We start from the raw sequence: 21,772 nt of genomic DNA, 5'->3' as shown, positions 1-21,772 counted from the left end.
CTTGACGATCCCGGAGTTTCGCCTTGGCCTCGACGACCCGCCCCGACCCCGGGGTCGCCATCATCATCTGCTGCTACGCGCTCGACCGTCTCGGCATGCTGATCACGGGCATCGACGCGGCCCGCGACCAGCTCCGTGACGGCGACGAGCTGATCGTCGTCGTCGACCACAATGCGGAACTCGAGCGCGAACTCCGGACCCGGTTCCGCGACTCAGTCACCCTCGTCGCCAACGCGCACGACCGTGGACTGTCCGGCGCCCGCAACACCGGCGTCGCCGCCGCGACCGCGGAGATCGTGGTCTTCCTCGACGACGACGCCGCACTGCGGCCGGGCGCACTCGACGCGGCGCGGGCGTCATTCGCCGACAGCTCCGTCGTTGCGGTCGGCGGTGCGGTCGTCGCGAACTGGGCATCCGGTCGGCCGCCCGCGTGGTTCCCCGAGGAATTCGGGTGGGTCGTCGGCTGCGACTACCGCGGACTACCCGCCGACGGCGCCGAGATTCGCAACCCCATCGGTGCGGCCATGGCCGTACGCCGGGCCGAACTCCAGAAAGTCGGCGGCTTCTCCGACCGCCTCGGCCGGGTGGGTACCGTTCCCGCCGGGTGCGAGGAGACCCTGATGGGTATCGAACTGCGGCAACACTTTCCCGGGTCCCGAATCGTGCGGGTCACCGGGTTCGCCGTCGACCACGTCGTGCCGGACACCCGAGCAACACTGCGGTACTTCACGAGCCGCTGCCGACACGAGGGTCGATCCAAGGCCGTGCTGTCGGGCATGGTCGGCGCCGACGCGGGACTGGCCGCCGAACGCAGTTTCGTGGTGCGCACCCTGACAACCGGTGCGTTGCGCAATCTCGGACAGACGGTCACCGGGCAAGGCCTGGCCGCGCTGAGCCGGTTGGCGGTACTCGTGCTCGGGCTCCTGGTGACGGCGGGCGCGACCGCGGTCGGTGCCGTCCGCTTGCGCGCACGACGACCTGAATCCCCCACGCAGGCACCGGAGCTGGCTGCATCCGATACCGCGATCAGCGAGGACGAACTCGTGACGGTGGTGATCCCCACCGTCGGACGCGCGTCTCTCGTCGACACCGTCCACTCGATCCTCGCGCAGGACCACGGCAACATCGAACTGCTCGTGGTCGACAACCGTCCGCATCGCGGTGACGCCGCGCGCATCGTCGCAGGCATCGACGACCCCCGCATCCGGGTGCTCGACCAGCCGGTTCCCGGAGTGTCCGCGGCCCGCAATCTCGGGCACCGCGCCGCCGCCGGGCGCATCGTGGCGTTCACCGACGACGATGCGCTCGCCGACCCCACCTGGCTCTCCAGGGCGGTCGCCAGCTTCCGCGCGGATCCGGTCGGCATGGTCGGCGTGGTGACGGGCCGGGTCCTGGGAACCGAAACCACGAACCGGGTCCAGGAGTGGTTCGAGGAGGCGAAGGTCTTCGACAAGGGTGAGATTCCGACCGTGTGGACGCTGCACCCACACGCGATCGAGCCGGAACTCGGAGAGTTCGGTCCCCGCGGTCCGTTCTTCCCCTACACCGCGGGAGAATGCGGTTCGGGCAACAACATGGTGTTCCGGTCGTCCGCACTCGCCTCCATCGGCGGGTTCGACGAACGGCTCGGCACCGGTACCCCGACGCGGGGCGGCGAGGACCTCGACGCCTTCCGGTCCGCCATCCTGCGCGGCTGGTCGATTGCGTACAACCCGAATGCCGTTGTCCGCCATTACCACCGCGACAACATGGCCGAGCTTCGGGCGCAGAGCTACGGCTACGGCACCGGCATGGCGGCAGGCCTGACCAAATTCGTCGTCTCGGGTAACCCGGCGCCGATCCTGACGCGACTGCCCCGCGGCATCCACATGCTGCTGTCCCCGAACTCGACGAAGAACGCGGACTTCCCCAGCGACTGGCCCCTTCGGCTTCGCGCACTCGAGGCGTGGGGATATGTGACGGGCCCCGCGCTGTTCGTCCGCAGTCACCTCGTCACACGCCGATCGGGGGCGCGCCGATGACCGCCGACACCGCCGCCCCACAGGTGACGGGAACCTCGTCGCCCACCACGGCATTCGGGTGGAATCCGCGATCCGCGCTGCTTCTCGGCGGCGCCGTGTCGGCGGCAATGCTGGCACTGAACCTGCTCGTCGCGATCGGCGCATCGGACCTGATTCCGGAGCCGCTACGGCTCCTCGTCACACTCGCGGGTGCCGTCCTCGTGCCGGGCCTGCCCGTGGTCGTCGCGTTGCGGATCCCCGGTCGCGCGCTGTCCGCGTCACTGATCGTCTCCGTCTCGCTGGCCACCGTCATCCTTGCGGCGCAGTTCACGATCGTCGCGGAGTGGTGGAGCCCGCTGACGGTCCAGACCCTGGTCGCCATCGGATCACTCGTCGGCTGCGTGGTTGCCGAGCGGACGCTGCCGCGGCACTACACCGTCCCTCGCGGCGCGCTGCAGTATCTGCGCACCGTCAGTCGGGCCCGCGCACTCGCACTCGGGGCGCTCCTGGTCAGCGTGGCGCTGTTCGTTTTTGCCGCAAGGCAACTCGACTTTCTCGGTTCCGGGCACTACGGGATCATCACGCAGGTCGGAGTGGCGTTCTGGCTCGGATTCGCAGTCCTGTCCGCCACGATCGTCCACACGCTGACACGCAGCCATGTCGACCATGTGGTGATGGCGGCGTCGACTGTGGTCCTGCTCGCGTACACGACGATGCTGGTACCGGTCGCCAGCGGCGAGACCTCGGTTCCCACTGCCTTCGTGCACCGCGGGTTCATCACGAGCATCGCCGAATCCGGACACCTCCCGAACGGGATCGACGCGCGCTTCAGCTGGGCCGGATTCTTCTCGGCGGGCGCGCATCTGGTGACGGTGGCCGACGTGCAGGACGTCACCGTTCTCCTCGCGTGGTCGACGCTGTTCATGGGCGCGCTCCTCGCGTTCCCGCTGTACGCGATCGCCATCTCCGTCACCGGCCGGGCCCGACTCGCGTGGCTGTCGGTCGTGCTGTACCAACTGTTCAACTGGTATCAGCAGGACTATTTCGCTCCGCAGGCCGTCGCGCTGGTCTTCTACACGACGATCGTCGCAACGCTGCTGTGGCAGCTGCGACGCGCACCGCTCCCCCGGATCGAGCCCGGCTTCCTCCGGTTCGTTCTCGATGCGCCGCGTCGGACCCCCGGCCTGGTCCCCGGATTCGGCACCTCACGCACGCTCGCGATCGGCGCCGTGCTCCTGCTGTTGATCGTCGCGAACGTGGTGTCCCACCAGATCACACCGATCCTGGTCGTCATCGCCCTTGCCTTCTTCTCACTCTTCGGCGTCACCAGGTACCGAACGCTGTGGCTCGCCGCGGGACTCGTTTTCGCGGCCTGGTTCAGCTACGGCGCCACCGACTTCTGGTTCGGTCACCTGCAGTCGATCTTCGCCGAGATCGGGCAGGTGGGCTCGTCCGTGAACCGTGGCGTCGGCCAACGACTCTCCGGCGACCCGACCTATCAGCAGATGCAGTATCTGCGGATGGGCGCGTCGGGTCTGTTCGTGGCCGTCGCCTTCGTCGGCTGGCTCTTCGCTCGTGGACGCCGAACCTGGCTCGTGGCGGGCGCCATGTGCGGGGCACCGTTCGCCCTGGTCCTGCTGCAGAGCTACGGCGGCGAGATGATCATTCGTTGCTTCGTTCTCGCGTCCCCGGTACTCGCTCCGTTCGCGGCCGTTGCGGTCGCTCACGCGGTTCGGGCGGTACGGAAGCGCGCCGGCTCCCGGGCCGCCACTCCGGCCGGGGGCTGGGTGCCGGTCGTCGCGGGAGCGCTTGCGCTGGTGGCGCTGGGCGCGCTGCTGACCACGAACCGTGGCCTGAACACCTCGTTCGAGGCGTCGACGCGCGAACAGGTCGTCGTGTCCGACGAGTTCGTCGCCGCAGTCCCGGCCGGATCGACCGTCATGGCGTGGTCATACGCGCCGCACACCAACGGTGTCCGCCGCACCCTCGACTCCCGTGGGCCCAAGTTCTCGTTCATCGACAGCGACGAGTGCATGCGGGATCTCTCGACCTGTGCACTCGAACGCAGCCCGTCCTACCTCTACACGACCAGTCAGGGCACCGGCATGCTGCGACTGCAGTACGGCCTGTCCCCGGAGTATCTCGATGCCCAGGTGAGCGAGCTCGTCGCGTCCGGACGGTACGTGCCGATGGTCGACGGCGACAGCATCACCATCCTCCGCCGCTTCGATTCCGCCGCCATCGAATTCGAGACATCATGAGTAACCTGACCGTCCTGTTCTTCGTCCTGTCCGCCGTCCTGCTGCTCGTCAGTGTCGCCCTGCGCGAACGCGATGTGCCGGACACCGGCGCCATCGGCAGGAAGCCGTCCGCGCACATCGTCTCCGTCGCCCTCGCGGTGTGCGTGGCGACCGCGGCAGCCATGACCTTCGTTCGACTGATCGCCCTCGCCGGATGACGCGTCGCCCCCTGCGCGCACGCCGGACTGCGCGCGCCCTGGCCGCGGCGCTCGCCGCGGCCGCCTGCACGTCCTGCACGATCCCGACGAACAACCCGACCGGCCGACTGGGCGCCGCTCCCGCATCGGACGTCTGCGGTGAGAGTGAGATTCCCGGCGAGATCCCCGTTCCCGTCGGTGATCTGCCGGGGTGGACGCAGATCTTCACCGACGACTTCGACCGGTGCGAACTCGGCAGCAAGTGGAGTTCCTACAGCGGGCAGCCCGGTGGAAACCCGAACAGCTGGTGGGACGGGTCGATGGTCGAGGTGGCAGGCGGCGCACTCACGCTGAAGTCCGAACGCACGGCCGACGGGTGGGTCACCGGTGGGGTCTCCAACTATCCCGTGACGCAGGAGTACGGGCGGTGGGAGATCCGGATGCGCGCCGACCGCAGCGACGACATCTCGTATCACATGCTCCTGTGGCCGCAGCGCGAGAAGTGGCCACCGGAGATCGACTTCGCAGAGTCCGCGAGCGGGGAGCGCACGCAGATGGACGCGTTCGTGCACTGGGTCGACGCGAGTGGGGAGAACAGGAAATCCCATGGTTTCGTCACCGGCGACTTCTCGGACTGGCACACCGTCGGGGTCGAGTGGGGGCCGGGAATCATCCGCTATCTGCTCGACGGTGCGGTGTGGGCCGAGGTCCGTTCGGACGTCATGGTTCCGGACCAGCCGATGTGGCTAGGGCTGCAGGCCGAGGCCGGCGCCTGCGAGCGTCGTGCGGACTGGGGTATCACACCGTGCTCCGAGACGAGCCCGTTGCGTCCGGACAGTGTGGACGTGGAGATCGACTGGGTGGCGGTGTACGCGCCGGAGAAGTCACAGCTGGACGCGATGAGCAACCGCACGATCGCGCCGGCGCCGAATGCCGTTCAGATGACAGAGGCCGGCTGAACGCCCCGCGGTTCACTTCCGAGTGCACGTACTGCCCTGGTCAGCGGAACGATGAGCACCACTGCCGACACCGCCTCCGCGACGATGTAGGCCCAGCCCATCGCAGCCAGACCATGATCGTCGATGAGGGCGATGCTCAAGCCGAGGACCAGCGCCGCGTTGACGACCTGGACCACGATCGCCAGCCGTAGCCGCCGACGCACGCGGGCGACGGCGTTGTAGGCGAATCCCACTATCGCGGGGATCAGCGCGATCGCGGCGAGCCTGAGGAGCGGAGTTCCGGTGTCCGCGTAGTCGTCTCCGACGATGCGGAGCAGTACCGGCGCCACGACAGCGAACAGGACCACGCCCCCTGCCGTGACCACCGCGAGAACGATCAGGAATCGTCGGGTCAGCGCCTGGACCTGGTCGGGGTCGGCTGCGACGCCCGCAACGTACGGCCCCATCAGGACGGTCATCAGCACGAGGACGGCCGACACGAGCGACCATGCGATGGCGAAGTAGGCGTTGTGGTCGGCGCCCATCTCGGCGACCACGATCAGCGGAAGCATCAGGGGCGCGAGCGATCCCACAACATAGATCCCGTAGGAGCCGGCGAGGAAGGACCCCATCTCACGCCGATCCGGCAAGTGCGAGGGCGCTCCTGCGATCTCGGGACGACGCAGCCGCTGCGCGACCGCGACTCCGAGAACGGCTGCTCCGATCAGCGCGGGAATCGTCCAGCTCCAGATGACGGCGAGCCGGGACGCGGTGAATGCGAGGGCGATCGCGGCAACCAGTTTGACGACGGCATGCGTGACGTTCTTCGTAGCGGCCCAACCCGCTTCGCGCAGGCCGACCGAGGTGTGGTCGAGGAGCGCGAACGCCGAGAACACCAGCACGATCAGCGGGAAGGACGCCGCTTCGAGTGGACCGTCGAACATCTCGTCCGTCGGCCCCCACAGCAGGAACAGCGCGCCGAGGAAGAGCCCGCCGCAACCACCCACCAGGAAGCCGGAACGCACCAGCGCCGAGGCACGGCCTCCCGCGAGTGGCAGGAACCGCTCGAACAGCGCGCCGAGGCTGATGTTCCCGAACGCCGAGAGCATCGTGGCGGTGGTGATCACCGCCGATGCGGCCCCCACTTCTCGTGCGGGGTAGTGACGCCCGAGAAGCGCCCAGTATCCGAGACCGAGAACGCCGGTCAGCGCGGCGGACACCGTGAGCGCGAGACTGTTTCGCTCGAGACTCTTGGCCTGGATTCCCGAACCGGCCGTGCGCGTGCTCGGCGCGGCCCCTGTGGTCACGTCGTCAGTTCACGCACATCGGCGCGGGCCGATGCCTTGCGGATGTCCTTCGTGGCACGCCAGTGGTTCCATTCCTGCCCGATGGTGCGCAGCACGCGCATGCCGTCGCTGTAGGCGTTGAGGTTGCTACGCCCGTGCAGTCGCGGCCCCTCGAAGCTGCCGACCTCGACGATGTTGAGCCCACTGGTCGCGAGTCGAACGTTGATGACGGTCTCGATCTCGAAGCCGTCGCCCCACTGCGCACGCTGGTACTCGATCGGCGGCAGCTCGATCAGCGGAACGTGCTTGCGCCAGAACGCGTTGTAGCCGTAGCACAGGTCGGAGAACTGGGTCCGGAAGACCAGGTTCACCAGGCCGTTGAGTCCCTTGTTCCCGACGTTGCGCAGCGCGGTGATGTCGGAACTGCCACCGCGGCCTACGAAGCGACTTCCCTTGGCGAGGTCGGCGCCGCCGACGAGCGCCTCCACGAACAGCGGGATCTCGGCGGGATCGGTCGATCCGTCGGCGTCGATCATCACGATGATGTCGCAGGTCGCGGCGGCGAAGCCGCAGGCGAGGGCGTTGCCCTTGCCGCCTCGGGTCTGGGTGACGAAGGTGGCGGCAGGCCACAGCGAGCGCGCCACCGCGACGGTGTCGTCCACGGAATTGCCGTCCACGAACACGATTTCGTCGATGCCGTCCGGCATCCGAGAGGCGACGAAGGGGAGGTTCTTCGCCTCGTTCATGGCGGGGATGATGACCGAAACTGTGGGCCTGCCGCCACGACCGGCATTGCCGTCGGCGGGGGGTACGACGGTCGGGACTGCGGGGGTTCCCGGGCCGTCCGTCGGTGTTGGGATGCTCACGTCGATGGCTCCAATTTGTTCACATCAGGGCCGAATCGCACGAAAACCGGCTGCGCCGTTACTCGTTGGTCGATCGGGGGTCCCGCAGTTCGTCGAACCGCGAGTTATACAGTAGAAGGTAGGCAAGCCTAAGCAAAGCGCGTGGGCGCCCCCTGTGAGGACTGTCACACCGACGAAGGGAACCCTCGTGCACACCCAGGTAGCGATCATCGGAGCCGGACCCGCGGGCCTGACGCTCTCCCGAATGCTTCATCTCCAGGGTGTTTCCTCGATCGTGCTGGAGAACCGCGATCGGGAGTACATCGAGACCCGAACCCGGGCCGGCGTCCTCGAGCAGCCCACCGTCGCACTGATGCACGAACTCGGCGTAGGCGACCGCCTCAGCACGGAAGGCATGTCGCACAACGGCTTCTACCTCCGATTCGACCGCGCCACCCATCACCTCGACTTCCATCGCCTGGGCGGCGGCCACGCCACGGTGTACGCCCAACAGGAACTGGTCAAGGATCTGGTCGCAAATCGCCTGTCCACGGGCGGATCACTCCTCTTCGACGCCGAGGTGACCGCGATCGAGACAACCGCCGACGGTGCGCGCATCCTCGTCGACCACGCGGGCACACCCCTCGAGATCACCGCCGACTTCGTCGCGGGCTGCGACGGCTTCCACGGTGTCAGTCGTGCGCACATCCCGGCCGGTCGACTGCGCGAGCACAGTCGCACCTACCCGGTGGCGTGGCTCGGCATCCTGGCCCGGACCGCGCCGACGACCCCCGAGGGCATGTACTGCGCCCACGAGAACGGACTCTCGGTCCACAGCATGCGCGGACCGCGCATCACTCGCCAGTACCTGCAGGTTCCCGCGGACACCGACCTCGACGACTGGTCGGACGAGCGCATCTGGGACGAGCTGGCACTGCGCAGTGCGAGCGACGACCACCCCGAACTCGAACGCGGCGAGATCTTCGACCGGTCGGTGGCACCGTTGCGTTCGTATGTGTGCGAGACGATGCAGGACGGACGGCTCTTCCTGCTCGGCGATGCCGCACACATCGTGCCGCCGACCGGAGCGAAGGGCCTCAACCTGGCGGTCTCGGATGCAAGCACCCTCTCGCATGCACTCGGCGCGTACTTCGCCGCGGGCGATCGCTCGTTCCTCGACGCCTACTCCGAGACGTGCCTGCCGAGAATCTGGAAGGCACAACAGTTCTCGTGGACCCTCACCACGACCCTGCATGCACTGAGCGACGACCCCATGGACTGGCAACTGCGCCGCGCCCGCCTCGGCCGATGGGTGGAGTCCGAGGCCGAACAGGCCGCCCTCGGCGAGGTGTACCTGGGCCTGCCGTTCCCGACTCGATGGAACTTCACCGGGTGAGGCACTCGACGGCCCGCCCCGACGGTGTGGCGCAGATGCAGTCACCCCCCCTATGATCCAGCACGTAGCTTTGTGTAGCCTACCCTAATACTGCGGGACGCCAGCGCGTTCGACCCCGCATGCGCGACGTTCCGATTGGAGTCCGGCCGATGTTGAGTTTCCCCACGACCACACGCGCTCGAGCCATGAGCGGCAAGGGACTTCGACTCTCCCGCATCTCGGATCACGGCACCGGCCGGACCTTCATCGTGCCGATGGACCACTCCGTCACCACCGGCCCCCTCGGCGCCGCCGACCACGCCGACGCCACCGTCCGGACGCTCGCGGACGCGGGCGCCAACGCCGTGATCCTGCACCGAGGCCGCGTCCGCCACGTCGATCCCACAGTCTTCGCGCGCACCGGACTGATCGTCCACCTCTCCGCAGGCACCAACCGCAGCATGGACCTCAACGCGAAGATCCTGGTCACGAGCGTCGAAGACGCCCTGCGGATCGGCGCGGACGCCGTCAGCATCCACGTCAACGTCGGATCACCCACCGAACGCGAACAGCTCGCGGACTTCGGCGCTGTGTCCCGGGAGTGCGAACTGCTCGGCATGCCACTGCTCGCGATGATGTACGCCCGAGGACCACTGCGCGCCGACCTGCCGTCGGACTCCGGCGAACTCGCCCACCTCGCCGCCATCGCGACCGACCTCGGCGCCGACATCGTCAAGCTCGACTACTGCGGAGACCCGGACGAGATGCGGCGAGTCGTCGAGTCCTGCCCGATCCCGATCTGCGTCGCAGGCGGACCGAGCACACGCGATGGCGACGACCACGCGATCGCGCTCGGCGCGGAGATCCTCACGTCCGGTGTGGCCGGATTGAGTTTCGGCCGCAACGTGTTCGAGGCACGAGACCCGTTCGCAGTCGCATCCGCTCTGGCGCGGCTCGTCCATTCCCCTGCCCCCGCCATCGAGCTCGAAAGCGCCTGACGGCGCCCGATTCACCTCGCGTCATACATGAAGGGAACCCGTCCGAACATGGACAGCACCATCGTCACCGACCAGATCGTCCCCACCGCAGGCGCGGGCGCCGATTCCCGTCGCACCCCCGTCAGCCGCGAGGGTCACTTCGCATGGCTCGACGTGCGTGCGGTGGACGAGGATCTGCTGCCCGCCGTCGTGCAGGCGGCACTGCATCACCGCATCGACGGCATCCTGTCCGACGATGTCGCCACGTTCGAGGGCCTGCCGCCGACGGTGCGCCGCATCCTCGCCGTCGACGCACCCGTCGCGGAGGACTTCCCCTACGACGCCGTCGACCTCGTGATCCTGTCGAATCGCGGCGACGTGCACTCGAAGCACATCGGCCACACCCCGGATCGCGGGGTGCACGTGGTGGTCTCGGATGCCCCCACCCTTCAGGAGGCCTGCGAGGTGGTCCGTGAGGTTCCCTGGACCTTGCTGACCTTCACCGATCCCACCAAGATTCCGCTGGAGATCGTCATCGCGGCCGCCGAGAACTCGGGCGGCCGGACGATCACCACCGTCAACGACGTCGAGGACGCCGAAATCGTCAAGCTGGTGCTCGAGCACGGCTCCGACGGACTGCTGCTCGCACCGCGTACCGCGGACGACGTCGTCAAGCTGGCCCGGATCGTCGACCACAAGCTCGAGGGCATGGAGCTCTCCGAGCTCGTCGTCACGAAGGTCGAGCACATCGGCATGGGCGATCGCGCCTGCATCGACACCTGCTCGCTGCTCGAGCTGGACGAGGGCTGCCTGATCGGTTCCTTCTCCACAGGAATGTTCCTGTCCTGCAGCGAGACCCATCCGTTGCCGTACATGCCGACCCGTCCGTTCCGGTGGAACGCAGGCGCCGTGCACTCCTACGTGCTCGGTCCCGACAACCGGACCCGCTACGTCAGTGAACTGCAGGCGGGCTTCCCGATCCTCGCGGTCCGCACCGACGGCAGCGTCCGGGAGGTCCGCATCGGGCGCGTCAAGATCGAGAAGCGCCCGCTGATCTCGATCACCGCCGTCGCCCCCAATGGCAAGAACGTGAATGTCATCGCGCAGGACGACTGGCACGTGCGCCTCCTCGGCCCCGGCGGCTCGGTCAACAACGTCACCGAACTCACCCCCGGCGACGTCCTGCTCGGCTACGTCCCCACCGAGGCCCGCCACGTCGGACTGCCGATCACCGAGTTCTGCGACGAGCGCTGACCAACCATGCCCAGCACGCCCGACATCCTGTGGTACATCGGGGCGAACGACGGTGAGGTGCCGTGGGATCCGCGGCACCGCTTCGAGCCGTCCTTCGCCGCGCTGCGCGAGCAGGCCCGTACGTTGGACCGCCTCGGCTTCCACGGCGCCCTGACCACGGCGCGGGAGGCGATCTCGCTGGTGGCCGACACCGAACGGCTCCGGTTCGTGGTCCCCGAGTACCCGGGCGTGAAGCCGCCGGTGCTGCTGGCCGAGGAGGCACAGGTCTTCGACCAGTACTCCGGTGGCCGACTGATCTACAACCAGGTGAACGGCGCCGACCCGGTGCTCGCCCGCTACGGCAGCTTCCACTCCAAGGCCGAGCGATACGCGGTGTCGGAGGAGTACTGGAAGCTGGTCAGGCGGCTCTACCTCGACGAGACCGACGGCTACGAGGGCACGTATTTCGGCTACGGACCGCGCTACAAGCCCGCGATCGCCGGCCCGCGCCAGCCCGGTGGCGTCCCGGTCTGGGGCACGGGCGCGTCCCCCGAGGGCATCGCGCACGCCGCGCAGGTGCTCGACGCGTACCTGATGTTCATGAGCCCCGAATCGGCGATGGACGCACTGTTCACCAAGGTCCGCAAGGCATCTGCCGATGCCGGCCGCGAGATGAGGTTCGGCGTGCTCGCCAGCGTCGTCGTCCGCGAGACCGAGGACGCGGCGTGGGAACGCTTCGAATGGCAGCTGTCCCAGACGTCACCGGAGTCGGTGCTCGCGACGGCCGACCGCAATCTCACCAGCTTCGGCTTCCCACCACTCACAGATCTGATGTCGGAGGATCGTCAGGTGCAGGCCCGGATCGACGCGCTGCGCGCCGGCCGACTGCCCACCCGTGCCGAACTCGAGTACGCGCCCAACATGGCCGCCGGGCTGACCACGTGGACCGGCGCGGAGCCGCCGTTCGACGTGGCAGGCAAGGGCACGGGCAACTATCTGGTCGGCAGTGCGGACCAGGTTGCGGACCGCATCCTCCGCATGAGCGAGAATCTGGGCATCGACATCTGGATCCTGTCGGGGTGGCCACTGATCGACGAGGCGAAGTACGTCGCGGACCTGCTGTTCCCGCGTCTCGGTGTCACCGCGACACCCGACGTGTGAGGTTGCCGTGCCCGATTCCGCAGTGACGCCCCAGCACCCGGCGACGCCCCAGCTCGCACCGCCGCGCGGCCACGAGCCGTTTCCCGTTCCGTGGATGTCGATCCGCGACCGATTCGACGTGGTCGCGGACTGGCTGCCCGAACAGACCGCGGTCGTGTGCCAGGGCGAGCACATCACGTACTCCGAGTTGCGGGAGCGTGCGATCGGCGGGGCGCGGGCACTCGTCAAGTCACGCAAGGGTGTCCGCCGCCCGATCGCGATCGACACCGAGTGCACACTCGACTGCGTCGTCGCGATCGTGACGGTGCTGGTGTCCGGGTACCCACTCGTACTGCTCGACTCGCAACTGCCCGAGCAGCGCCGTACCGACATCCTCACCCGCAGCCACGCGGCGCGCGTCCGACCGTCCGAACTGGCCGCGCTGCCGCCCTCGCCCGACACGCCACTGCACTCGGGAGCCCCGACCGACACTGCCGTGCTGCTCTTCACGTCGGGATCGACCGGGAAGCCGAAAGCGGTGCGGCAGGGACAGCGTCTCTGGCTGAACCAGGCCGCCGATTTCCACACGACGCTCGGAACGGGCGCATCGGATCGAGTGGGGATGGCGCTGCCCATCAGCTTCGGCGGCGGACTCGACGTCGTGATGACCTCGCTGCTCAACGGCGCCACACTGCACTTTCTCGATCCGCGCGAGGTGGGCATCGATGCCGTGCCGCATTGGATTTCGAGTGAGCAGCTGACCACCCTGCACGCCACCCCGTCGCTGCTGCGAGCCGTGATGACGGCGTGCGCGGACACGCCGTCCCTGTCGGGCCTCCGCCTCGTCACCACCTGTGGGGAGGCCGTGCACGGCGCCGACGTGACCCGGTTGCGGGCACTGCTCGGCCCGGATGCCTCGTACTGCAACCTGTCCGGGTCGTCGGAGACCGGCAACCTCGCGTTCAACGCGTTCCCGCCCGGTCGCCCCGTTCCGGACGGTGTGTTGCCCGTGGGGGTGGTCGCCGCGAACAAGACCGTCCGCCTGCTCGGGCCGGACGACGCACCGGTCGGCCCGGGCGAGGTCGGCCAGATCGTCGTCGAGTCCGACTACCTCGCGGAGGGGTATTTCGTGGACGGGTTCGGGCCCGGTCCCCTCGACGACCGCTTCGGTACCACGGACCGTGGCGCTCGTTCCTTCCGCATGGGCGATCTGGGCCGCTTCGACGACGACGGATTCCTGCACCTGGTGGGACGCGGCGACGACGCCGTCAAGATCCGCGGGTATCTCGTCGAGCCGTCGGAGGTCGAGTCGGCATTGCGCAAGATTCCTGCCGTCGAGGACGCCGTCGTCGTCGCCAGGAAGTTGGACAACGGTTCCACGACGCTCGTCGGGTACGCGGCTCTCGCCCAGGGCGATCGGGCGCCGTCGGTGGCCGATCTCCGATGTGAGCTGCGGAGCCTGTTGCCGGACTGGATGGTTCCCACGAACATCGTCCTGATGCCGACCCTGCCCCGAAACGAGCGGGGCAAGGTGGACCGCACGGCACTGCCGGATCCCACGCCCCGGCCTCCGGTGGTCCTGCCGCGCAGCGACACCGAGACGACCGTCGCCGCGTTGTGGTCCCAGATCCTCGGAGTCGACCCGATCGGCAGGGACGACGACTTCGTCTCGCTCGGCGGGGATTCGCTGCAGACCCAGCAGATGCTCACCCAGGTCGAGGAACGTTTCGCCGTCCAGTTCTCGTCGGCGACGCTGGCCGGGTTCCCGACCCTTCGGCAGTTCTCGGCGCATCTCGACGGCACGAACTCGGGCGCAGTCGCCGCCACCTCGGTGCTCGTTCCGCTTCACCCGGACGGCATCGGCAGACCCGTGTTCGCGTTCGCCGGTGCGGGATCGACCGCGTTGGCGCTCCTGCCTCTGGCCCGCGAGCTGAGCAGGCCCGTCCACGGACTGCAGGCCCACGGCCTCGAGAGCCGGGGACTTCCGGACTGGACGGTTGCGGCGGCCGCGCGCCGATTCCTCCGGGAGATCCGCCGAGTCCAGCCGCACGGGCCGTACGCCTTCGTCGGCCATTCGCTCGGCGGCGTCATCGCCATGGAGGTCGCCCGACTGCTCGAAGCGGACGGGCACCACGTCCAGATCGTGATCTGCCTCGACACGATCCTCGGCGGGCCACTGTCGGAGGGCGGACCGGACCTGCCTCGCACCGCGGGCACCCGGCCCGCGGTCGACGGACCGGCGCCCAGCCGCGGCGCCCTGTGGCGCACCCGTTTCCGGCTCCTGACGGCGGGCATCGTGCCCCGTCCCGCCCAGAAGCAGTGGGACCTCTTCCACGAGCTGGGCAGGCGGGTGGCGCTACTGCACAAGCTCCAGCCGTGGCACGGACGGGTCGCGGTCGTGATGGCCGAGGACAACCCCGACGAGCCGTCGTGGTGGTCGATCATCGCGCCGAACGTCGTGTCGGTGGACCGGGTGTCGGGCGATCACGTCGGGATGCTGCGCGCACCCCATGTCGCGCGGACCGCAGCACTGGTCCGTACCGCCCTGGGGGACAAAACATGACGGACCGGCACGCGGTGCTGGTCCTCGCACATCACCAGCCACACGTGCTGGCGTCACTGCTCGAGTCGCTGCGCCACCCGGCGATCGACGTGTACGTCCACGTGGACGCGAAGTCGGACCTGACGCCCTTCCTCGCAGCGGCCCCGGAACGGGACGGACTGACGTACCTCCACCAACGACGCACCGTGTCCTGGGGCGGATTCAGCATTGTCGAGTCGACACTGGATCTCATTGCCGCAGCACAGGGTTCGGGGCACAACTACGCACGTTTCTCCCTGCTTTCGGGCGCCGACCTGCTGATCGCCCCGCTCGACGACGTGCTCGCTGCCTGGTCGACGGACACCGAGTTCCTGCGCGTCGACCATCGGCTCACGGGGCCGGGTTCGCAGCGCGGCCACGTCGTCGCGCGCCGGCACTTCGCGGACCGTTCCGGCCCCGTGTGGGCCCACCTGTCCGGGCGGCTGCCCCGACGGGTCGACGACACGATCCCACTGGTGCAGGGCTCGATGTGGTGGTCGCTCACTCCGGCCGCGATCGCGGAGGTCACCGGATTCCTCGCCGCGCACCCACAGTGGCTGCGATTCCACCGGCACACCCTGTGCCCCGACGAAGTCGTCTTCCAGTCGATCGTCGCGGCCTCGCCGCTCGCCGACCGCATCGCCCAGCATGTCGACCGCGAGCCCGACATCGCCGCCTACCTCGCGCATCCAGTGCACGGAATGCACCACATCGACTGGTCGGACCGTCAGGCCGTCAACCCCCGCACGTTCACCGCCACCGACGAGGCCGAGTTGCGTCGCTCCCCCGCGCTGTTCGCCCGCAAGGTCGACGACACGGGGCAGGCACTCATCGACGCATTCCGTTCAACCGAACCGGTGACGCCGTGATCCGCGTGCCGAAGCGTCTCGCCACGGCGAGCCTCGAATCCAATGCCGCGGCACTGATGGTGTCATCGGTCGCGACGGGTGCCCTCGGATTGGTGTACTGGGCTGTCGCGGAACGCTTCTTCGACACGTCGGAGGTGGGCCGAGCGTCCGCGGTGATCAGCACGGCGACCATGCTGGCGTCGGTGTCGTGCCTGTCCCTCGGCGGTGCGTACCAGCGGTTCCTGCCGCTGGCGGGGCGTTCCTCCACCCGGCTGATCGTGGGCGGCCTGACCCTGACCTCCACTGTTGCGCTGCTGCTCGGCACCCTGTTCCTGGCGGTGAATCCGTCGAACTCACGACTGTTCACGTCCACGACCGAGCTCGTGCTGTTCCCGCTGATCGTGGTGGCCTTCGCCGTGTACGCCCTGTCCGATCCGATCCTGACCGGCCTACGGCTCGCGAAAGCCGTGGCAGTCAAGAACATTGCGCTGTCGGTGCTGAAGATCGTGCCCATCGTCGTGCTGGCGGGGACGGGTTCGGCGCTGGCGCTGACGGGTTCGTGGGCGGTGCTGGCGTTCGTCGTCACCGCGGCGGCGGTCGTCCACATGCTGCGCACCGGGGTCCGTGGCCGCGAGAACACCGAGCCGCAGCTGCCGCCGACGCGGGAACTGTGGGCGTTCCAGGGTGTGTACTTCACGATGACGCTCGTCGTCACCGTGACGCCGCTGGTGCTTCCGCTGATCGTGGTCGCGCAGCTCGGCACCGAGCAGAACGCGTACTTCAACCTGGCGTGGACGATGTGCTCGGCGGTCGGCCTGCTCCGCAGCTCCGTCGGTTCGGCATTCATCGTCGAGGCGTCGGCACCGGACGCCGACCGGGCCGCCCTGCTCCGCCGCCTGGTGAAGATGCTCGGCGCGGTGGCCGTAGTCTCCGCTGCCGGGTTGGCGATCGGCGGGCCGCTGGTCCTGTACGTGGTGAGCCCGGACTACTTCCACGCCGCGGCCGGATTGGTGGTGGTGATGGCGGTGGAGTCGCTCGTCGGCACCGTCGTCATCCTGTACTTCCTCCTCGCCCAGATCCTGCGCCGGCTCCGGCTGATGTTGGCGATCCAGGTGGTCATCGTCGCCACCACCCTCACGGTGGCGCTTCTCCTCGTCCCCCGGGTCGGCCTGATCGGTGTCGGCCTCGGAGCGCTCACCGCGCAGATGGTTGCGCTCATGGTGCTGGCGTATCCGCTGCGCCGCGCGATCGCGGACCTGACTGCGCCGCGCACGGACGCGGGCACACCGGAGGCCGACACGCGCGAGCCTGCCGTCACCGGCTGAGCGCACCCGGGACCTGATGCACCTTCTCGAGGTGGGAGAAACAGGAATCGACGCCACTCTTGGTCGCATCAGTGCTGGTAGCAGGACGATTCGGACATTTCAGTCGACCTCGATATCGGCTCGGGTTACGTGCGCCGCAAGTGCTAGGTTCCCAGTAACAAAGGTTCGCCTAGCCTGACTCGGGTCCGGGCGACTCCGATCTCGGAATCGAGGGTTGCTGTGCTTGTACTCGCCGCCGACGCCACGGCGCCGGGGATCGCGACCCAACTGTTCGGCAGCGGCCTGATCGGCCTTCGAGAAGGCCTCGAAACCGGGATCGTCGTGATGATCCTCGTGGCGTTCCTGGTCAAGTCCGAGCGCCGCGACGCCCTGAAGTGGGTGTGGCTCGGCGTCGGTACCGCGATCGCGATGGTGGCCGTGATCTTCGGTGCCATCCACTTCGGTACCTCGACCGTCACCGGAACCGCAGCAGAGCTGATCAGCGGCATCGCTTCCCTCGTGGCGGTCGCGATCGTCACCGCGATGGTGCTGTGGATGCGTACCGCCGCGGCCACCATCTCGAGCGATCTGAAGGACAGTCTCGGCAAGGCACTCGCGATCGGCCCGCTGGCGGTCGCGGCGATGGCGTTCTTCGCGGTCGGCCGCGAGGGCGTCGAAACCGCTCTGCTCCTCGTCGGCTACGCCGAGAACGCGGGAAACAGCGTCTGGCCGCTGATCGGACTCCTGCTCGGCATCGCGGTCGCGGCGGTCCTGACGGTGCTGCTGTACTTCGGCGCGGTCCGGATCAACTTCGCGAAGTTCTTCAAGTACACCGGAGCGTTCCTCGTGGTCGTTGCCGCGGGAATCCTGGCCTACGGCGTCCGGGCTCTGCAGATCGCCGGGTGGCTGCCCGGCGGAACCAACTTCGCCTTCGACGCATCCTCCTGGTTCGACACGTCCAGCTGGTACGGAACGGTGCTGCAGGGGATCTTCAACTTCCGCCCCGACCCGACGGTCCTTCAGGTCGTCGCGTGGGTTGCCTACATCGCCATCGTGCTCCCGCTGTTCCTGCGTCCGGTCAGGAAGCCGACGGCGGCGCCGACGGCGGCCACCGAAACCTCCGACCTTCCCGCATAACCCGAAAGGCACCCTCCTGTGCGTCGATCCACTCCCGCTCTCGCCCTCCTGGCTCTGACGCCACTCGCGCTCGCCGCGTGCACGTCGAAGTCGGATTCCAGCGCGGACGCCATCGCTGTCACCGCCACCGACACCACCTGCGACGTCGCCTCGAGCACCGCGGAAACGGGCAACACCACCTTCTCGATCACCAACAACGGGTCGAAGGTCACCGAGTTCTACGTCTTCGGCGCGGGTGATCGCGTCATGGGTGAGGTCGAGAACGTCGGCCCCGGCCTGACCCGCCAGCTCATCGTCAACCTGACCGAGCCGGGGACGTACCACACCGCCTGCAAGCCGGGCATGGTCGGCGAGGGCATCCGAACGGAGTTCACCGTCACGGGCGAGGCCAAGGCCGCGACCGACGAGTCGGGCCAGCTCGCCGAGGCTGCCGCGGGCTACAAGCGGTACGTGAACAGCCAGGTGACCGCGCTGCAGGAGACGGCCGGAAACTTCGTCGCGGCGATCAAGGCCGGCGACGTCGAGGCTGCGAAGGCCCAGTTCCCGACCACCCGCACCTACTACGAGCGCATCGAGCCGATCGCCGAGTCGTTCCCCGACGACCTCGATCCTCGACTCGACCTGCGCGAGGTCGACGTCGAGCCCGGCTGGAACTGGACCGGCTTCCACCGCCTCGAGAAGGACCTCTGGGTCTCCGGGCTCCAGCCGGACACCAATGCGATGGCCGATCAGCTGATCGCGGACCTGCAGGAACTGGCCGACGGCATCGCCGCCGAGGACTTCGTCGTCGATCCGATCCAGGTCGCGGGCGGTGCACAGACCCTTCTCGACGAGGTCTCCCGGACGAAGATCACCGGCGAAGAGGACATCTTCAGCCACACCGACCTGTACGACTTCCAGGCCAACGTGGACGGGTCGCAGGCCGCGATTGCCTCGCTCCGCCCGATCATCGACGAGCGGAACCCCGAGCTGGGGCAGCGCATCGACCAGCGGTTCGCCGATCTCGATGCGGCTCTCGCGCAGTTCCGTGCCGGCGACGGCTTCGTCTCCTACGACACGGTCACCGAGCCGCAGCGGCAGGAACTGTCGCACAAGATCGACGCATTGTCCGCCGAAGTGAGCCAGGTGCAAGGTGTCGTCGCAGGAGACTGATCCGCAGGTGCCCCCCACACCGCCGTCCGGGAAGATCTCCCGCCGAGCGCTTTTCGGCACTGTCGGTGTCGGGGTCGTCGCCGCGGGAGCGGGTGTCGCCGTCGGGCGCCTCACCTCTCCCGAGGACACCTCCGCGCACGGAGACGTCGTCGAGTTCCGGGGCGTCCACCAGGCAGGCATCGTCACCCCCGCTCAGGACCGGATGCACTTCGTCGCCTTCGACGTGATCACCGACTCCCGGGACGAACTGGTCGAACTGCTCAAGACGTGGACGACGATGGCCGAGCGGATGACCGTGGGCGAGGAAGCAGCGCCCGACGGCGCGCTCGGGGCGGGCACCTACACGCCGCCGAGCGACACCGGCGAAGCCCTGGATCTGGAGGCCGGCCAGCTGACGCTCACCATCGGCTTCGGCCCCTCGCTGTTCGAGAAGGACGGGGTCGACCGCTTCGGCATCGCCGACAAGCGACCGGCCGCGCTCGTCGAACTGCCCAAGTTCACCGGTGATGCGCTCGAACCCGCCCGCAGCGGCGGCGACATCTGCATCCAGGCGTGCGCGAACGACCCCCAGGTGGCGGTGCACGCGGTCCGCAACCTCGCGCGGGTCGGGTTCGGGGTGGTCGCGGTCCGCTGGTCGCAGCTCGGCTTCGGGCGGACGTCGTCGACGTCGACGAGCCAGACGACGCCGCGAAACCTCTTCGGGTTCAGGGATGGAACCCGCAACATCAAGGCCGAGGAGGACGACGCCGTCAACCGGTTCGTCTGGGTGGACCCCGCCGACGATCAGGTGTGGATGGGCGGCGGCTCCTATCTCGTCGCCCGCCGCATCCGCATGCTGATCGAGTCGTGGGACCGCACGGTTCTGCACGAGCAGGAGCGGGTCATCGGACGCAGCAAGGGCACCGGAGCGCCGCTGGGACAGGACGAGGAGTTCGACGAACTCGATCTCGATTCCAAAGGCCCCGACGGCCACCTCGTCGACGTCGACGCACACGTGCGTCTGGCGTCGAGGGAGGAACTCGGCGGCATCGAGATCCTGCGGCGCGGATACAACTTCACGGACGGATCGGACGGGTTCGGGCACCTCGACGCCGGACTGTTCTTCATCGCGTACTGCCGCGACCCGCAGAAGCAGTTCGTGCCGATGCAGCAGAACCTGGCGCGGAACGACGCGATGAACGAGTACATCAAGCACGTCGGGTCGGCGGTGTTCGCCGTGCCGCCGGGCGTCGAGGACGGAACCTACTGGGGCTCGACCCTGTTCGGCGGAAGCAGAGAGTCCGCGGGGAACCCCTAGAGGCCTGCCCCTCACCACGAAAAACGGAGTGCGTCACCAGGTGACGCACTCCGTTCACGTTCTGTCCGCCGCGCGGACGAGCATCAGCTTCCGAAGATACCGAGCACGCTGCCGAGCAGGCCCTTCACGAACGCGCCCGGGTCACTCGATCCACCGGTCGACGGCGCGCCACCGGTGACGGTGACGCGCACCGAGGCGATCGGGTCCTGGTAGTCGGTGTCGCCCTCTTCCTTGCACTTCGTGCGCACCTGGTACTCGCCCTCCGGGAACACCGCGGACGTGCCGACACCGGACGCGTTGGTCAGGACCTGGCCCGCGACCATCGTGTCGCCGACGACGAGGTAGCTCTGGCCGACCTTCGTGGTCGAGTCCAGGACGGTGGCGTCGGCACGGTACACGGTGCCCTCGCACTTGACGAACGGCTTGGTGGTGTTCAGACCGGTGATCGAAGTGGTGATGGTGCCCGCGCCTGCGTTCGCTTGGACCGTCGCACCACCCGTGATCGCCGCCGACCCGATGGCCGGGTTGACGACGAGGGCGAGCGCCGAGAGGCCCGCGAGGGTTCCGGCCGCGGCCAGGCGGTGCGTGGTGCGAGTAGCCATGAAGTGTGTCCCTTCGATTGTCGCCGCGCCGACCGCCCCGAACGAGGCCGGCCGGTCCGCGAGGAGCAGCGCGCGGCATCCGTGATGCGTCGTCGTGACGCCGAGTCGATCATGGCAGGGCAATACTTAGGGGACCCTGAGCAGCGGTCGGGTCCGGGCCCTGTCAGTAGGCTGACCGACCATGACCACCACCTGCACGAGGTCACTGTCATGAGTTCGTCGGGCCGAGAACTGTCTCGCCGCGCGTTCGTCGGAGGAGTGTGCGCGGCCGGATGCCTCGCGGTCGCCGGCTGCGCCGGATCGTCCGAATCGGAGCCGAAGCGGTCGGGACCACTCCAGGTCCCGGTCGGAGACGTTCCCGTCGGCGGTGGCGTGGTCCTACGGGCCGATCAGGTGGTGGTGACGCAGCCCGAACCCGGTGTCTTCCATGCCTTCTCGGCCGTGTGCACCCACGACGGATGCCTGGTGTCCAGTATCGACAAGGGTCTGATCGTGTGCCGCTGCCACGGCAGCGCATTCTCCGTGGACGACGGTTCGGTGGTCCGCAGCCCAGCCCAGAAACCGCTGCCGACGCGCGTCGTCCAGCAGACCGGCGACACCCTCACGATCACCACCTGACT

18 protein-coding genes are annotated in these 21,772 nt (G+C 68.3%); 15 read left to right on the top strand and 3 right to left on the bottom strand.

What is annotated here, in order from left to right; genetic code table 11:
- Positions 1 to 23 precede the first annotated feature (23 nt).
- The 4 genes from RHCRD62_RS02230 to RHCRD62_RS02215 are packed head-to-tail and all read left to right on the top strand — an operon-like array spanning position 24 to position 5,396.
- Positions 24 to 2,021, top strand: coding sequence for a glycosyltransferase family 2 protein (locus RHCRD62_RS02230; protein ID WP_050063009.1), 1,998 nt, complete (start codon positions 24 to 26; stop codon positions 2,019 to 2,021).
- Entirely contained in the window at positions 2,018 to 4,261 is a 2,244-nt protein-coding gene (locus RHCRD62_RS02225; RefSeq protein WP_050063008.1) for a hypothetical protein, read from the top strand. Before RHCRD62_RS02230 ends, RHCRD62_RS02225 begins: the two co-directional genes overlap by 4 nt.
- Positions 4,258 to 4,458, top strand: coding sequence for a hypothetical protein (locus RHCRD62_RS02220; RefSeq protein WP_050063007.1), 201 nt, complete (start codon positions 4,258 to 4,260; stop codon positions 4,456 to 4,458). Before RHCRD62_RS02225 ends, RHCRD62_RS02220 begins: the two co-directional genes overlap by 4 nt.
- Complete coding sequence (locus tag RHCRD62_RS02215; RefSeq protein WP_050063006.1) at positions 4,455 to 5,396, top strand: glycoside hydrolase family 16 protein; 942 nt, start codon at positions 4,455 to 4,457, stop codon at positions 5,394 to 5,396. Before RHCRD62_RS02220 ends, RHCRD62_RS02215 begins: the two co-directional genes overlap by 4 nt.
- Here the strand turns inward: RHCRD62_RS02215 and RHCRD62_RS02210 are convergent.
- Positions 5,375 to 6,682: a lipopolysaccharide biosynthesis protein gene (locus RHCRD62_RS02210; RefSeq protein WP_084734023.1), complete on the bottom strand. Its 1,308-nt coding sequence runs from the start codon at positions 6,680 to 6,682 to the stop codon at positions 5,375 to 5,377. The genes RHCRD62_RS02215 and RHCRD62_RS02210 overlap by 22 nt on opposite strands.
- Positions 6,679 to 7,527: a glycosyltransferase family 2 protein gene (locus tag RHCRD62_RS02205; protein ID WP_050063005.1), complete on the bottom strand. Its 849-nt coding sequence runs from the start codon at positions 7,525 to 7,527 to the stop codon at positions 6,679 to 6,681. The genes RHCRD62_RS02210 and RHCRD62_RS02205 overlap by 4 nt, the downstream gene beginning before the upstream one ends.
- 187 nt (positions 7,528 to 7,714) lie before the next feature.
- Between RHCRD62_RS02205 and RHCRD62_RS02200 the strand changes: the two genes are divergently transcribed.
- From RHCRD62_RS02200 to efeB, 10 genes are all read left to right on the top strand, one after another.
- Complete coding sequence (locus RHCRD62_RS02200; RefSeq protein ID WP_084734022.1) at positions 7,715 to 8,902, top strand: 4-hydroxybenzoate 3-monooxygenase; 1,188 nt, start codon at positions 7,715 to 7,717, stop codon at positions 8,900 to 8,902.
- Between the two features lie 185 nt (positions 8,903 to 9,087).
- Entirely contained in the window at positions 9,088 to 9,879 is a 792-nt protein-coding gene (locus RHCRD62_RS02195; protein ID WP_253277157.1) for a 2-amino-3,7-dideoxy-D-threo-hept-6-ulosonate synthase, read from the top strand.
- Between the two features lie 48 nt (positions 9,880 to 9,927).
- On the top strand, positions 9,928 to 11,112 hold the full coding sequence (locus tag RHCRD62_RS02190) for a 3-dehydroquinate synthase II family protein (protein WP_050063424.1): 1,185 nt from the start codon (positions 9,928 to 9,930) through the stop codon (positions 11,110 to 11,112).
- A 6-nt stretch (positions 11,113 to 11,118) separates the two neighbouring features.
- Entirely contained in the window at positions 11,119 to 12,252 is a 1,134-nt protein-coding gene (locus tag RHCRD62_RS02185) for an LLM class flavin-dependent oxidoreductase (protein WP_050063004.1), read from the top strand.
- Positions 12,253 to 12,259: 7 nt separating this feature from the next.
- Positions 12,260 to 14,794, top strand: a complete 2,535-nt coding sequence (locus tag RHCRD62_RS02180; protein ID WP_157050776.1) for an AMP-binding protein — start codon at positions 12,260 to 12,262, stop codon at positions 14,792 to 14,794.
- On the top strand, positions 14,791 to 15,681 hold the full coding sequence (locus tag RHCRD62_RS02175) for a beta-1,6-N-acetylglucosaminyltransferase (RefSeq protein ID WP_050063002.1): 891 nt from the start codon (positions 14,791 to 14,793) through the stop codon (positions 15,679 to 15,681). Before RHCRD62_RS02180 ends, RHCRD62_RS02175 begins: the two co-directional genes overlap by 4 nt.
- On the top strand, positions 15,678 to 16,985 hold the full coding sequence (locus RHCRD62_RS02170) for a lipopolysaccharide biosynthesis protein (RefSeq protein ID WP_253277156.1): 1,308 nt from the start codon (positions 15,678 to 15,680) through the stop codon (positions 16,983 to 16,985). Before RHCRD62_RS02175 ends, RHCRD62_RS02170 begins: the two co-directional genes overlap by 4 nt.
- A 219-nt stretch (positions 16,986 to 17,204) precedes the next feature.
- Positions 17,205 to 18,101 carry an iron uptake transporter permease EfeU gene (efeU, locus tag RHCRD62_RS02165; protein ID WP_050063001.1) on the top strand — a complete coding sequence of 299 codons (897 nt, stop codon included), beginning with the start codon at positions 17,205 to 17,207 and terminating at the stop codon, positions 18,099 to 18,101.
- Between the two features lie 18 nt (positions 18,102 to 18,119).
- Positions 18,120 to 19,253, top strand: coding sequence for an iron uptake system protein EfeO (gene efeO, locus RHCRD62_RS02160; protein WP_050063000.1), 1,134 nt, complete (start codon positions 18,120 to 18,122; stop codon positions 19,251 to 19,253).
- Positions 19,254 to 19,260: 7 nt separating this feature from the next.
- On the top strand, positions 19,261 to 20,550 hold the full coding sequence (gene efeB, locus RHCRD62_RS02155) for an iron uptake transporter deferrochelatase/peroxidase subunit (RefSeq protein ID WP_253277155.1): 1,290 nt from the start codon (positions 19,261 to 19,263) through the stop codon (positions 20,548 to 20,550).
- Between the two features lie 83 nt (positions 20,551 to 20,633).
- Here the strand turns inward: efeB and RHCRD62_RS02150 are convergent, their stop codons facing one another.
- Positions 20,634 to 21,152, bottom strand: coding sequence for a hypothetical protein (locus tag RHCRD62_RS02150; protein ID WP_157050775.1), 519 nt, complete (start codon positions 21,150 to 21,152; stop codon positions 20,634 to 20,636).
- A gap of 210 nt (positions 21,153 to 21,362) precedes the next feature.
- Here RHCRD62_RS02150 and RHCRD62_RS02145 point away from each other — a divergent pair, with 210 nt between their 5' ends.
- Entirely contained in the window at positions 21,363 to 21,770 is a 408-nt protein-coding gene (locus tag RHCRD62_RS02145; RefSeq protein ID WP_050062997.1) for a Rieske (2Fe-2S) protein, read from the top strand.
- Positions 21,771 to 21,772: the final 2 nt, after the last annotated feature.

Origin of the sequence: Rhodococcus sp. RD6.2 (assembly GCF_001040705.1) — a bacterium.
In the GTDB taxonomy this organism is placed as follows: Bacteria; Actinomycetota; Actinomycetes; order Mycobacteriales; family Mycobacteriaceae; genus Rhodococcus_G.
The sequence above is the reverse complement of the archived record's forward strand: the minus strand, read 5'-3'. Positions and strand labels throughout refer to the sequence as shown.

Excerpts from the sequence above, each read along its gene's own strand:
- RHCRD62_RS02225 (WP_050063008.1), top strand. The coding sequence starts at position 2,018 with ATGACCGCCGACACCGCCGCCCCACAGGTGACGGGAACCTCGTCGCCC.
- RHCRD62_RS02220 (WP_050063007.1), top strand. The coding sequence starts at position 4,258 with ATGAGTAACCTGACCGTCCTGTTCTTCGTCCTGTCCGCCGTCCTGCTG.
- RHCRD62_RS02215 (WP_050063006.1), top strand. The coding sequence starts at position 4,455 with ATGACGCGTCGCCCCCTGCGCGCACGCCGGACTGCGCGCGCCCTGGCC.
- RHCRD62_RS02195 (WP_253277157.1), top strand. The coding sequence starts at position 9,088 with ATGAGCGGCAAGGGACTTCGACTCTCCCGCATCTCGGATCACGGCACC.
- RHCRD62_RS02190 (WP_050063424.1), top strand. The coding sequence starts at position 9,928 with ATGGACAGCACCATCGTCACCGACCAGATCGTCCCCACCGCAGGCGCG.
- RHCRD62_RS02185 (WP_050063004.1), top strand. The coding sequence starts at position 11,119 with ATGCCCAGCACGCCCGACATCCTGTGGTACATCGGGGCGAACGACGGT.
- RHCRD62_RS02175 (WP_050063002.1), top strand. The coding sequence starts at position 14,791 with ATGACGGACCGGCACGCGGTGCTGGTCCTCGCACATCACCAGCCACAC.
- RHCRD62_RS02150 (WP_157050775.1), bottom strand. The coding sequence starts at position 21,152 with ATGGCTACTCGCACCACGCACCGCCTGGCCGCGGCCGGAACCCTCGCG.
- RHCRD62_RS02145 (WP_050062997.1), top strand. The coding sequence starts at position 21,363 with ATGAGTTCGTCGGGCCGAGAACTGTCTCGCCGCGCGTTCGTCGGAGGA.